The 11,388-nt window shown below is 61.6% G+C and carries 12 protein-coding genes, 1 rRNA gene and 1 pseudogene; 8 read left to right on the forward strand and 6 right to left on the reverse strand.

Annotated elements, in window-relative coordinates; all coding sequences use genetic code 11:
* Positions 1-109 precede the first annotated feature (109 nt).
* Positions 110-910: an SDR family oxidoreductase gene (locus tag BLQ55_RS25090; RefSeq protein ID WP_092257878.1), complete on the forward strand. Its 801-nt coding sequence runs from the start codon at positions 110-112 to the stop codon at positions 908-910.
* Positions 903-2,726: a glycoside hydrolase family 15 protein gene (locus tag BLQ55_RS25095; protein WP_092204205.1), complete on the forward strand. Its 1,824-nt coding sequence runs from the start codon at positions 903-905 to the stop codon at positions 2,724-2,726. The genes BLQ55_RS25090 and BLQ55_RS25095 overlap by 8 nt, the downstream gene beginning before the upstream one ends.
* A 146-nt stretch (positions 2,727-2,872) precedes the next feature.
* On the opposite strand, the pseudogene BLQ55_RS25100 reads toward BLQ55_RS25095, so the two are convergent.
* A pseudogene (locus BLQ55_RS25100) lies at positions 2,873-3,237 on the reverse strand (DUF6124 family protein).
* Positions 3,238-3,780: 543 nt separating this feature from the next.
* On the opposite strand from BLQ55_RS25100, the gene BLQ55_RS25110 reads away from it, so the two are divergent.
* Together BLQ55_RS25110 and BLQ55_RS25115 are read left to right on the forward strand one after the other, a co-directional pair.
* Positions 3,781-4,158, forward strand: coding sequence for a hypothetical protein (locus BLQ55_RS25110; RefSeq protein ID WP_092204208.1), 378 nt, complete (start codon positions 3,781-3,783; stop codon positions 4,156-4,158).
* Between the two features lie 28 nt (positions 4,159-4,186).
* Complete coding sequence (locus BLQ55_RS25115; RefSeq protein ID WP_092257884.1) at positions 4,187-5,089, forward strand: alpha/beta fold hydrolase; 903 nt, start codon at positions 4,187-4,189, stop codon at positions 5,087-5,089.
* On the opposite strand, the gene BLQ55_RS25120 is transcribed toward BLQ55_RS25115, so the two are convergent.
* On the reverse strand, positions 5,058-6,050 hold the full coding sequence (locus BLQ55_RS25120) for a GlxA family transcriptional regulator (protein WP_092257887.1): 993 nt from the start codon (positions 6,048-6,050) through the stop codon (positions 5,058-5,060). The two genes, BLQ55_RS25115 and BLQ55_RS25120, sit on opposite strands and share 32 nt — an antisense overlap.
* A gap of 99 nt (positions 6,051-6,149) precedes the next feature.
* Here BLQ55_RS25120 and inhA point away from each other — a divergent pair, with 99 nt between their 5' ends.
* Positions 6,150-6,836: an isonitrile hydratase gene (gene inhA / locus BLQ55_RS25125; RefSeq protein WP_092257890.1), complete on the forward strand. Its 687-nt coding sequence runs from the start codon at positions 6,150-6,152 to the stop codon at positions 6,834-6,836.
* 71 nt (positions 6,837-6,907) lie between these two features.
* Here the strand turns inward: inhA and BLQ55_RS25130 are convergent, their stop codons facing one another.
* Together BLQ55_RS25130 and BLQ55_RS25135 are read right to left on the reverse strand one after the other, a co-directional pair.
* Positions 6,908-7,165, reverse strand: coding sequence for an Atu4866 domain-containing protein (locus BLQ55_RS25130; RefSeq protein WP_014337384.1), 258 nt, complete (start codon positions 7,163-7,165; stop codon positions 6,908-6,910).
* A 26-nt stretch (positions 7,166-7,191) separates the two neighbouring features.
* Complete coding sequence (locus BLQ55_RS25135; protein ID WP_092257893.1) at positions 7,192-7,929, reverse strand: SDR family oxidoreductase; 738 nt, start codon at positions 7,927-7,929, stop codon at positions 7,192-7,194.
* A gap of 203 nt (positions 7,930-8,132) precedes the next feature.
* Between BLQ55_RS25135 and BLQ55_RS25140 the strand changes: the two genes are divergently transcribed.
* On the forward strand, positions 8,133-9,080 hold the full coding sequence (locus BLQ55_RS25140) for an AraC family transcriptional regulator (RefSeq protein ID WP_092257896.1): 948 nt from the start codon (positions 8,133-8,135) through the stop codon (positions 9,078-9,080).
* A 176-nt stretch (positions 9,081-9,256) separates the two neighbouring features.
* Positions 9,257-9,508, forward strand: coding sequence for a hypothetical protein (locus tag BLQ55_RS25145; protein WP_092257899.1), 252 nt, complete (start codon positions 9,257-9,259; stop codon positions 9,506-9,508).
* A gap of 465 nt (positions 9,509-9,973) precedes the next feature.
* Here BLQ55_RS25145 and BLQ55_RS25150 read toward each other — a convergent pair whose 3' ends face one another.
* Positions 9,974-10,432, reverse strand: coding sequence for an SRPBCC family protein (locus tag BLQ55_RS25150; RefSeq protein ID WP_092174088.1), 459 nt, complete (start codon positions 10,430-10,432; stop codon positions 9,974-9,976).
* 154 nt (positions 10,433-10,586) lie between these two features.
* Between BLQ55_RS25150 and BLQ55_RS25155 the strand changes: the two genes are divergently transcribed.
* On the forward strand, positions 10,587-10,988 hold the full coding sequence (locus BLQ55_RS25155) for a lysozyme inhibitor LprI family protein (RefSeq protein ID WP_092257902.1): 402 nt from the start codon (positions 10,587-10,589) through the stop codon (positions 10,986-10,988).
* Positions 10,989-11,104: 116 nt separating this feature from the next.
* Here BLQ55_RS25155 and rrf read toward each other — a convergent pair.
* A 5S ribosomal RNA gene (rrf, locus tag BLQ55_RS25160) occupies positions 11,105-11,220 on the reverse strand.
* Positions 11,221-11,388 lie beyond the last annotated feature (168 nt).

Genomic DNA, 11,388 nt, shown 5'->3' on the forward strand with positions numbered 1-11,388 from the left:
TCGGCATGGGTGGCGTGTTCAGTGGATTGTGAAGATCGCTTCACCCAAGTGAACTCCACCCTCCTCACACCAGTCAGCAGGTAAGGCCCTCCATTCAAGGTGCTAGACCATGCAGATATCCCTCGCCCGACAGGTTGCCCTGGTCACCGGCGCCAGTTCCGGCATTGGCGCAGGCTCGGCCAGGGCGTTGGCCGACGCCGGTGCCGCGGTGGTGCTCAACTACCACTCCAGCGCCGGCCCGGCGCAAGACCTGGCCCGTGAAATCAACGCCAACGGCGGCCGCGCCATCGCCGTGGGTGCCGATGTGTCGAAGGAACACGAGGTCAAGCAGTTGTTCGCCCAAACCCTCGAAGCCTTTGGCACGCTGGACATCCTGGTGGCCAATTCCGGCCTGCAAAAAGACGCCGCCGCCGTCGACATGAGCCTGGAAGACTGGAACACCGTGATCGGCACCAACCTCACCGGCCAGTTCCTCTGCGCCCGCGCCGCCCTGCGGATCTTCAACCGCCAGGGCATTCGCCAGGGCGTGTCCCGGGCCGCCGGCAAGATCATCCACATGAGTTCGGTGCACCAGCGCATTCCCTGGGCCGGCCACGTCAATTACGCCGCGTCCAAGGGCGGTGTCGATCTGCTGATGCAGAGCCTGGCCCAGGAAACCAGCCACCAGCGCATCCGCATCAACAGCATCGCCCCCGGTGCCATCCGCACGGCGATCAATCGCGAAGCCACCGAGGGCGAGCAGGGGCAAAAGCTGCTGGAACTGATTCCCTACGGTCGCGTCGGCGATGTGGAGGACGTCGCCAACGCGGTGGTCTGGCTGGCCTCGGACTTGTCCGATTATGTGGTGGGCACCACGCTGTTCATCGATGGAGGGATGAGCCTTTATCCGGGGTTTCGTGGCAATGGCTGATCATGACGAACCGCAAAGCCCCATCGAAAACCACGGCATCATCGGCGACATGCGCACTGCCGCGCTGGTCAATGATCGCGGCAGTGTCGATTTTTTCTGCTGGCCGGAATTCGACAGCCCGTCGATCTTCTGCTCGCTGCTGGACACTGCGCAAGCAGGCATTTTCCAGCTCGCGCCAGACCTGCCGGATGCCCGTCGCCAACAAATCTACCTGCCCGACACCAACGTCCTGCAAACCCGCTGGCTGAGCGACGGCGCCGTGGTGGAAATCACCGACCTGCTGCCCATCGGCGACAGCGAGGACGATCTGCCGGTGTTGATCCGCCGGGTGCGCATGACCATCGGCAGCGCGACGTTTCGCCTGCGCTGCGCGGTGCGTCACGACTATGCCCGGGCCGCCACCACGGCGCGCCAGGACGGTGCCCACATCTGTTTCGAGGCGCCGGGACAACCGAGCCTGCGCTTGTGCGCCGACCAGCCCATGACGCTGGACGGTAACGCAGCGGTGGCCGAGTTCACCCTTACGCAAGGCCAGAGCGCCGAGTTCCTGCTGGGCGGCATCGACGACCCCCGCCTTCAGGACGACGTCAGCACGATATGCCTGGAGCGGACCCTGGCGTTCTGGCGTGGCTGGGTCGGCCAATCCAACTATCGCGGACGCTGGCGGGAAATGGTCAATCGCTCGGCCCTGGCGCTGAAACTGCTGACCTCGCGCAAACACGGCGCCATCCTCGCCGCCGCCACCTTCGGCCTGCCGGAAACCCGCGGCGGCGAGCGCAACTGGGATTACCGCTACACCTGGATCCGCGACGCTTCGTTCACGGTCTACGCGTTCATGCGCCTGGGTTTCGTCGAAGAAGCCAACGCCTATATGCGCTGGTTGCGCGGACGGGTCAGCGACTGCTGTGACCAGCCGACCAAGCTCAACATCCTCTACGGCCTGGACGGCAGGCTGGAACTGCCGGAAACCGAGCTGCCACACCTGAGCGGTTTCGGTGGTGCGCAGCCGGTGCGCATCGGCAACCTCGCCTACCAGCAGGTGCAATTGGACATTTTCGGCGAGTTGATGGACGCGGTGTACCTGGTCAACAAATACGGCGAAGCCATCTCCCATCAAGGCTGGAAACACACCGTCGACGTGGTCGACCAAGTGTGCAAGGTCTGGCAGGACAAAGACGTGGGCATCTGGGAAATGCGCGGCGACAAGCAGCACTTCCTGCATTCGCGGCTGATGTGCTGGGTCGCCGTCGACCGCGCCATCCGCCTGGCCGAAAAACGCTCCCTGCCCGCTCCGTTCGCCCGCTGGGACGAGACCCGCCAGGCCATCTACCAAGACATCTGGACGAATTTCTGGAACGAGGAGCACCAGCATTTCGTCCAGCGCCTGGGCAGCACCGCCCTGGACGGTTCGATGCTGTTGATGCCCCTGGTGCGTTTCGTCAGCGCCCGCGACCCGCGCTGGCTCTCGACGCTCGATGCCATCGAAAAACACCTGGTGCGCGACGGCATGGTCTATCGCTACCGCAACGACGACAGCCCCATCGACGGCCTCAGCGGCATCGAAGGCTCATTCGCGGCCTGCTCGTTCTGGTACGTCGAATGCCTGGCCCGCGCCGGCCGCGTGGAAAAAGCCCAGCTGGAATTCGAACAACTGCTGCGCTACGCCAACCCGCTGGGGCTGTACGCCGAAGAGTTCGACAGCCACGGCTACCACCTGGGCAACACGCCCCAGGCCTTGACCCATCTGGCGTTGATCAGCGCGGCGAGTTTTCTGGACCGCAAATTGAGCGGGGAGAAGAACCATTGGCAGCCGTGAGCGGAGTGGTTTGTGGCGAGGGCGCTTGCTCCCGCTCGACTTTGTAGGAGCTGGCGAAGCCTGCGATCTTTTGATCTTTCGCTTGGGATTCAAGCGTTAGGGGAAAGATCGCAGCCTCGTTGCACTCGACAGCTCCTACACAGCTCCTACCGTGTTAAGTCGGCCAATTCGTTGTCATCCAGAGCTCGATTGGCCAGCAATCTGGCCAGCTCGATCAACTGCTGAATCCCCAACGCCACATGCCGCCGGGAACCCTCCAGCTCGAATCCCAGGTCACTGACCAGCGCATCGGCCGAGGCCAGGGTTTCGCTGAGGTGGTTAGCACCGATTCGGTGTTGAGGCCGGGGATCACGGTGAACACCTGGCCGTCCTGGGTGTGTGGTTTAGGAGGGGTGGGCGACAAATGGATATTCAGCGCCCGGTCGGCGGCTTCGCGGAGTTTTTTTGTGTCGAGGGTGGTGTAGGAAGAAAGGTCTTCGGCGCGTGGGGGGTTGGGGGTGATCTTGACCATGATATGAATCTCCATTCGAACGTGGAGTTCACCATTTCCGCGACCAAGCAGAAGGTGGCGAACTGTACGCAGGTTGGTCGACCAGGGAATGGAAACCCGGCAGGGCCCGAAGCCCTCCCACGCACAGTCAGCCATAAAGCAGACAGCCGCTCGCGCGGCACCGTGCGCCATTCTAAACCCGGGCGACCAAACCCGGTCGCTGATTTTGCAGCGACGAGCAAAGCCTATCCCCGCCCCTTCCGAACCGACAACCGACGCGACTCGTCAGAAAATTCCCGGAGCACCACATTTTTTGTAGGAACACATAACCTGTGGCGAGGGAGCTTGCTCCCGCTCGACTGCGCAGCAGGCGCAAGAATCCTGGGGTCGCTTCGCAACCCAGCGGGAGCAAGCTCCCTCGCCACAAGAGCATTGCAGTCTCCGGGTCCCCATTTATCACTCCGTCCCGTTAGAAGTTGCCAGCCCCCCCAAACCCCTCCTAAGATCGATGCTCTCACGGGTGCAGCGGAGCTGCCCGATAAAAACCCGACTCAAGGACCTGACATGACCCATATCAAACGCCCCATCACCACCCCACCCCGAACAGGCCTGACCCGCGAGGACCTCTGGGAAGGCCAGGACCGGGGCCTGATCAAATGCTGGGAAATCGGCCGCGACCGGGCGATGAAGTTTCCCGAGCTGGCGCAACGTTGCCTGGCCGGTGAATTGCCGGTGCTGGGTTGGAAAGGTGGCGTCAGCCGCAGCCTGAAGAAAAACGAAAAATTCGGTTGCCTTAAGTACCTCGCTCAATGGCAGGGCCTGCGCAGTGAAGACCTGGACATCGACCTGACCCAGGAGCGTACCCTGACCTGTTCCAGCACGAACATGATCGTGACGTTTACCCCGGATCGGGCTAAATACGTCAACCAGGAACCTGCCTGAACGCAACCGCACACTGCCGGAGGCCGACATGAACCTTGAACCCAGGATCGACTTCGCCGTCACGCCATTGCTGCGCATCGCCTACGAAGAACACGGCCCCGCCAGCGGCGCCCCCATCATCCTGCTGCACGGTTTTCCTTACGACCCCAGGGCGTTCGATGCAGTCGCGCCGGCCCTGGCCCAGCGTGGCTACCGGGTCATCGTGCCCTACCTGCGCGGCTACGGCCCGACCCGCTTCAACAACCCGGACATCATGCGTTCCGGCCAGCAAGCGGCGTTGGCCCAGGACCTGCTGGACCTGATGCACGTACTCTCCATCCCCCAAGCAGCGCTGTGCGGCTACGACTGGGGCGGTCGGGCGGCGTGTATCGTCGCGGCCCTGTGGCCCGAGCGTGTGCGCTGCCTGGTGACCGGCGATGGCTACAACCTGCAGGACATTCCACGTTCCACGCAGCCGCTGGACCCGGAAACCGAACATCGCCTGTGGTACCAGTATTATTTCCACACGGCCCGGGGCGTCGAGGGCCTGACCCGGAACCGGCGTGAACTGTGTGGCTTGCTCTGGCGCCTGTGGTCACCGACCTGGACACGGGGCGCCGAACTGTACCCCCTCAGCGCCGCGTCGTTCGATAACCCGGACTTCGTCGACGTGGTGATCCACTCCTACCGTCATCGCTTCATGTACGCGCCGGGCGACCCGACGCTGGAGTGGATGGAGGAACGGTTGGCGGCACAACCGGCCATCAGCGTGCCGAGCATTTCCCTGTGCGGCGCCGATGACGGCGTGGGGCCCGCGTCGGAACACGATGAAGACGTCGAGCATTTCACGGGGTTCTATGAGCGCCGAGTACTGCCCGGTGTTGGCCACAACATTCCCCAGGAAGCCCCCGAGGCCACGCTCAAGGCATTGCTGGATCTGCTTGAGGGCTGACGGCGAATCGCTCGCGATAGGCCTGGGGCGTCACGCCCATGGCCCGCAGGAAACTGCGGCGCAGGGTTTCTTCGCTGCCGAAGCCACATTGCACCGCCACCCGCTTGATCGACACCGCCGTGTCGGCCAGCAGGCGGCGAGCGGTTTCCACGCGAATCAACTCCACGGCCCGCGCCGGGGTCTGGCCGGTCTCGGCGCGGTAGTGCCGTACAAAGCTGCGTTCGCTCATACCCACCTCGGCGGCCAGGCTCGACAGGCCCAGGTCACGGGTGAGGTTTTCGGCGATCCAGGCATGCAGGTCATCAAACCGACTGCCTTGCTTTTGTAGCGACAAGGTCACGCTGAACTGCGATTGGCCGCCAGGGCGCTTGAGGAACACCACCAGGTGCCGGGCGACCTCCAGCGCCACCGCGCGGCCCAGGTCCTCCTCGACCAGCGCCAGGGCCAGGTCGATGCCGGCCGTGACCCCGGCCGAGGTCCAGACCGGACCGTCGTTGATGAAAATCGGGTTGGGTTCGACCCGCAGTTGCGGATGTTGCTCGGCCAGTTGTTCGCAGCGAGTCCAGTGCGTCACCACGCGCCGTCCGTCCAGCCAACCGCTGGCGGCCAGCAGGAACGCCCCGGTGCACACCGACGCCACCCGGCGCGAACGCAGGCCATGATCCTTGACCCAGGCCACCAGCGCCGGGTCTTTCGCCGCTTCGTACACGCCCCAGCCTCCGGCGATCAACAGCGTGTCGCTGCCTTCGCTCGGCAGCGGCTCGGCCAACAGCGCCAAGCCTGCCGAGGACATCACCGCCCCACCGCCCACGGCGATGACCGTCGGCGTGTACGGCAGCGGCAGGCCTTGCTGGCGGGCCAGGTCGTTGGCCGATGCAAAGACCTGCAAGGGCCCGGTGACGTCGAGCACTTGCACATTGGCGAAGGCCAGGACATGAACGGTTTTCGGTGGGCTGGGCATATTGGCGTGATTCGTGGGCTTATTGGCGTATACGCCAGAGCCTACGGATCTAAAGTAAAACCGTCCACCCCTCGGGCATCATTCAAAGGAGAACGCGACATGACGTTGCAGATCGGTTTGCTGTTATTCCCCCAAATCCAGCAGTTGGACCTGACCGGCCCTTATGACGTGCTGGCCTCGTTGCCGGATGTGAAGGTCCACCTGGTCTGGAAGGACCTGGCGCCGGTCACCTCCAGCACCGGGCTGGTGCTGCTGCCCACCATCACATTCGAGGACTGCCCGAAGCTCGACGTGATCTGCGTCCCCGGCGGTACCGGCGTCGGCCCCCTGATGGAAGACGAACAGACACTGGCCTTCATCAAGCGGCAAGCCGCCGACGCGAAATACATCACCTCGGTGTGTACCGGTGCGCTGGTGCTCGGTGCCGCGGGCCTGCTGCAAGACAAGCGCGCCACCACTCACTGGGCCTATCACAGCCTGCTGCAAACCCTGGGCGCGACGCCGATCAAGGAGCGCGTAGTCCGCGATGGCAACCTGCTCACCGGTGGCGGTATCACGGCCGGGATCGACTTTGCCTTGACCCTGGCGGCCGAACTGTTCGACCAGGACACCGCCGAGCTGGTCCAACTGCAACTCGAATACGCCCCTGCCCCACCGTTCAACGCCGGCAGTCCGGACACCGCGCCGACGCGCGTGCTGGAAGAAGCGAACCGGCGTGCGGCCGAGTCGTTCCGGGTGCGCTCGCAAATCACTCAGCGTGTTGCGGCGCGCTTGGAACGGGCGTAACGATCAGTCCCGATGGGAATGAAATCTGTGGTGAGGGGAGTTGTCTCCTCACCACAAAGGCCATCGGCTCATCATCCCTCCTGGCGATACAACACCATCCCCGCGTGGTAGAGCACGCCTTCGCGAAAATCCCCATCGGCGGTGAAACCGGTGTCGTCGTGGTATTCGATATGGTCATCCTGCAGCCAGTAGTCGCCCTGATATGCGCTCTCACGTAAACCTCGCGCTTCGTCATAGCGTCCGCCCGGCAGCAGCCGATGGCGAATCACGCCATCAGCCGTCACCCAAAGGCCGACGAATTTATCCTGGTCTCCAAATGCCTTTCTCATGGGACATCTCCTGTCGGTCAAGTCGGTCAGAATGGACTGGCGGTTGGCCGCACGATCAGTTCGCTGACGTCTACGTCCGCCGGTTGTTCGATGGCGTAGGCGATTGCCCGGGCGATGGCTTCGGCCGGAATGGCGATCCTGCGGAACTCACGCATTTCGGCACGTCCACCTTCATCGGAAATGCTATCGGCCAGTTCCGATTCGGTCACACCGGGGGAAATCACCGTCACCCGCACATCACCTCCGACTTCCTGGCGCAAGCCCTCGGAAATCGCCCGCACGGCATACTTGGTGGCGCAATACACGGCGGCCGTCGGGCTGACCGCGTAGGCACCGATGGAGGCGATGTTGATGAACTGGCCGCTGCGCTGACGCTGCATCAAGGGCAGGCCGGCGGCGATCCCGTGGAGCACGCCACGGATGTTGACGTCGATCATGCGATCCCATTCCTCGACTTTCAGCGCCTCGAGCTTGGAGAGCGGCATGACGCCTGCGTTGTTGATGATCACGTCGACCTGGCCGAACCGCTCGACAGCGAAATCGACGAAGCCCTGGACATCCTCACGACGGGTCACGTCCACGGCCTTGCAGACCGCCTGCTGGCCAGCGGCTTCGAGTTCCTGCACCAGTGTTTGCAAACGATCGATGCGCCGCGCGCCAAGCACGACACGAGCACCGCGAGCCGCCAGCAACCGCGCCGCGGCTTCACCAATCCCGCTGCTGGCGCCGGTGATGACCACAACTTTGTTTTGAATATCGGACATGATGATTCCCTCGACTGGATGTATTGGCTCCCGGTGGGAGCGTTTTGACAGGTCCAGATTAGGGAACCAGCCGAGGCCGGAGTTAGCCGGATCCTCCTGCGCACTTGCACGATCCTGTAGCGATAGATCCGACTCTGGTCGACAGCCGCGCAATCGGTTTTACTAGCGCGGTCTATTCATTTTGGCCAGGGAGGTTGCTTGGCATGTCGGTATCCACGTCCATCCACATTGCGCCAGACGACAGCGTCAATCAGCGTCGCGCCGAAATAGCGAGCCTGATGATGCGCTTCGCCCCGGAATTCGGCGTCCATCCCACGGCCATCGAAGCGTTGCACCTGATCCGCTGCGACCAGCCGACCGAAGCCCTGCACGTCGTGCATAAGCCCGGCCTGTGCGTGATCATCGAGGGCCGCAAGGAAGTGCGCCTGGCTGATGAATGCTACATGTATGACCCCCTCAATTACTTGGTGGTCTCGGTGACCCTGCCGTTGTCCGGCCAGGTGATTCAAGCCAGTCCCGAGCGTCCCTACCTGTGCATCCGTCTCGACATCGATCCGGCACAGATCTGCCGCCTGATCGCCGACGCCAGCCCCATCGGCGTGCCGACCGAAAGAACCGATCGTGGATTGTTCCTGGATCGCATCGATGCGCCATTACTCGACGCGATGTTGCGCTTGCTGCGGCTGCTGGACAGCCCGGGCGATATCGCCACCCTCGCGCCGCTGGCCCAGCAGGAAATTTTCTACCGGTTGCTGCGTGGCGCCCAAGGCCAGCGCTTGCACGAAATCGCCATTCCCGACACCCAGACCCATCGCATCAGCCGCGCCATCGAGTGGCTCAATACTCATTACGCCAAGCCACTGAGCATCGACAGCCTGGCACAAATGATCAATCTCAGCCCTTCGGCCCTGCATCACCGCTTCAAAGCCGTGACCGCCATGAGCCCGCTGCAATACCAGAAGCAGTTGCGCCTGCAGGAAGCCCGACGGTTGTTGTTGGCGGAGAACAGCGACGTTTCGTCAATTGGCTACAAGGTGGGGTATGAAAGCCCTTCGCAGTTCAGCCGCGAATACAGCCGTCTATTTGGCGCCTCACCGAGCAAGGACATCGCTCGTTTGCGTGCCCAGGCCCTGCAAGCCACGAGCGCCTGATCCTGCACACAGACAGGATCAGGCAAAGCCAGGACAGTATCCGTCTACCGCCCGCCCCCGCCTCGCCCCTAATCTGAACCCATGCAGCAAGACAACCGTCCCGGCTGCAACGGGTTCAGCAGATCACGACATCTGAACGACCCGGCACTCAACCTGATATGACCGGAGTCTTTACCATGAAAACGTTCAACACCTTGATCGCCATTACCACCTTCGCCCTGAGCGCCAGTGCGTTTGCCCTGCCGAGCCAGCAGCAAGACCGTTTCTTTACCTGGGCTGGCGATTACCAGCAGCCGGTGGCCGCTGATGGCGCGGATCGGACGCCAGGGGGCCAGACCTTGGCTGCCGACGGTGCCGAGCGTACCCCTGGGGGTCAAACCTTGGCCGCTGATGGTGCCGACCGCACCATGACCCGGCGCCTGGCATGATCAGGCCACGTTCCCACAGACGAAAAAAAACCCGCCTAGGCGGGTTTTTTGAGGACCAATTTGACTCCCTGTCCGGCATTCCATGCCTGGTCCAATCATCCATGACCCCAAGCACTCCCTGTACTCAGTGGATGAACATAGATTAGGCCCACCGGTGACTTGGAGAAAGACGAGAAAGCAGCAACGGCGTGTAAGCGTTTCGCTATAGGACGCTTTCCTGGCTTTTTCAACGGGCGAAAAAAAACCCGCCGAAGCGGGTTTTTCCAAGACCATTACGACTCCCTGTCGATAGCTAATCCTTGCATGGTCGATCGTCCCTGATCCTGAGCACTTCCTGTGCTTCAGTGGATAAGTCCAGATTACGCCTCGGATCCAAAATGAAATAGACGACATAGCTACCATCTCGTGTAAGACATTCGCTATACCTGCCCCTCCGAAAACCCTTAGCTCTGCCAGCCGGCTGGCTCAAGGCTTGTGCAGGAACGCTTCAATATTGGCCATCTGCTCGTCCCAGCCACGGCTGTCCATGCGAAAAGCCTTGAGTCGGCGTGCCTCGGGAATGTTGTTGAAGCCCGACTCCACGACTTTGAGCAAGGTACCGCCATCCATGTCTTCGAGTTCGAATTGCACTCGGGTTTCGGACTCTTGGGAATAATCTACCTGCGGCTCGACAGCGTAAGGATGCCAGCGAAATGAGAACACTCGCTCGGGCTCCACCCGCTCCACCGCTACGTCCCAGATAAGGTGTTCGTAACCTGGATAAGTGATTTGCCCTTGGGTACGCTCGCCCGCCACAAACCGTTTCCCCTCAAGGGCGACACCGAACCATTGGCCAAAGGCTTCGGCATTGGCCAGGGCCCGCCAGACCTGGGAGCGCGGGGCCTTGAGCAGGATCTTTCTTTCAATGCGGTCGGATGAATGCATGAGTCACCTCCTGTGTTTCAACAGTAGGCTTGTAAGACCACAAGGCCAACCGGAAAGTTGTATCAGACCGATGTTTAGCGCTCGTCAACTTTAAAACAGCACGACGCGATGTAAACTCCCTCGGCGCTTTCACCCCCTCAAGGAGAGACCCAACATGTCCCTACGCTTGCTCCTGGCCCTGACGCCACTGCTTTTTGTCGCCGTTGCCCAGGCCGACGACTGCGCTGGCGCCACTACTCAAGGCGAAATGAACCAATGCGCAGCCAAAGAAAACAAGGCCGCTGACAATGAGCTGAACAGTTTGTACGAGCAGATCACCGCACGCCTGAAGGACAATCCCGAGGCCAAGAAAATGCTGGTCAAGGCTCAGCGTGCCTGGATAGGCTTCCGTGATGCCGAATGCGAATTCTCCGCCTCTGGGGTTGAGGGCGGCAGTGTCTACCCGCTGATCTATGACAATTGCATCACCGCCCAGACCAAGGCCCGTGTCGAGGCGTTCAAGACCTATCTCAAGTGCAAGGAAGGGGACTTGAGCTGCCCCGTACCCGAGGCTTGACAGCCAGGATGCAAAAAAGGATGACCTCTGCAGGTCATCCTTTTTTCGGCCAACACTTTTTATTGGAAAAAACAAAACCCCTACCTGCGTCAGCAGATAGGGGTTTCGGAATTTAATCTTGACGATGACCTACTCTCACATGGGGAAACCCCACACTACCATCGGCGATGCATCGTTTCACTTCTGAGTTCGGGATGGGATCAGGTGGTTCCAATGCTCTATGGTCGTCAAGAAATTCGGTAGCCAGCGCGTGCCTTGCGGTCACGTTCCAGCGAATGGGTATGCGATAGTTTGTGTGCTGCAGTCGAGCGTCTCGAACTTTCGGTTCGTTTCGTCTTCACACACCGCAATCTGGTTCTCCTTGGCCCTGGGGCTTGGAGCTTACAAATTGCTTGGGTGT

Source organism: Pseudomonas sp. NFACC13-1 (genome assembly GCF_900104425.1).
GTDB classification, from domain to species: domain Bacteria; phylum Pseudomonadota; class Gammaproteobacteria; order Pseudomonadales; family Pseudomonadaceae; genus Aquipseudomonas; species Aquipseudomonas fluorescens_AA.

What these genes read in the sequence shown, in the direction of transcription:
- BLQ55_RS25090 (WP_092257878.1), top strand. Translation starts at nt 110, where the DNA reads ATGCAGATATCCCTCGCCCGACAGGTTGCCCTGGTCACCGGCGCCAGT.
- BLQ55_RS25095 (WP_092204205.1), top strand. Translation starts at nt 903, where the DNA reads ATGGCTGATCATGACGAACCGCAAAGCCCCATCGAAAACCACGGCATC.
- BLQ55_RS25110 (WP_092204208.1), top strand. Translation starts at nt 3,781, where the DNA reads ATGACCCATATCAAACGCCCCATCACCACCCCACCCCGAACAGGCCTG.
- BLQ55_RS25115 (WP_092257884.1), top strand. Translation starts at nt 4,187, where the DNA reads ATGAACCTTGAACCCAGGATCGACTTCGCCGTCACGCCATTGCTGCGC.
- BLQ55_RS25120 (WP_092257887.1), bottom strand. Translation starts at nt 6,050, where the DNA reads ATGCCCAGCCCACCGAAAACCGTTCATGTCCTGGCCTTCGCCAATGTG.
- inhA (WP_092257890.1), top strand. Translation starts at nt 6,150, where the DNA reads ATGACGTTGCAGATCGGTTTGCTGTTATTCCCCCAAATCCAGCAGTTG.
- BLQ55_RS25130 (WP_014337384.1), bottom strand. Translation starts at nt 7,165, where the DNA reads ATGAGAAAGGCATTTGGAGACCAGGATAAATTCGTCGGCCTTTGGGTG.
- BLQ55_RS25135 (WP_092257893.1), bottom strand. Translation starts at nt 7,929, where the DNA reads ATGTCCGATATTCAAAACAAAGTTGTGGTCATCACCGGCGCCAGCAGC.
- BLQ55_RS25140 (WP_092257896.1), top strand. Translation starts at nt 8,133, where the DNA reads ATGTCGGTATCCACGTCCATCCACATTGCGCCAGACGACAGCGTCAAT.
- BLQ55_RS25145 (WP_092257899.1), top strand. Translation starts at nt 9,257, where the DNA reads ATGAAAACGTTCAACACCTTGATCGCCATTACCACCTTCGCCCTGAGC.
- BLQ55_RS25150 (WP_092174088.1), bottom strand. Translation starts at nt 10,432, where the DNA reads ATGCATTCATCCGACCGCATTGAAAGAAAGATCCTGCTCAAGGCCCCG.
- BLQ55_RS25155 (WP_092257902.1), top strand. Translation starts at nt 10,587, where the DNA reads ATGTCCCTACGCTTGCTCCTGGCCCTGACGCCACTGCTTTTTGTCGCC.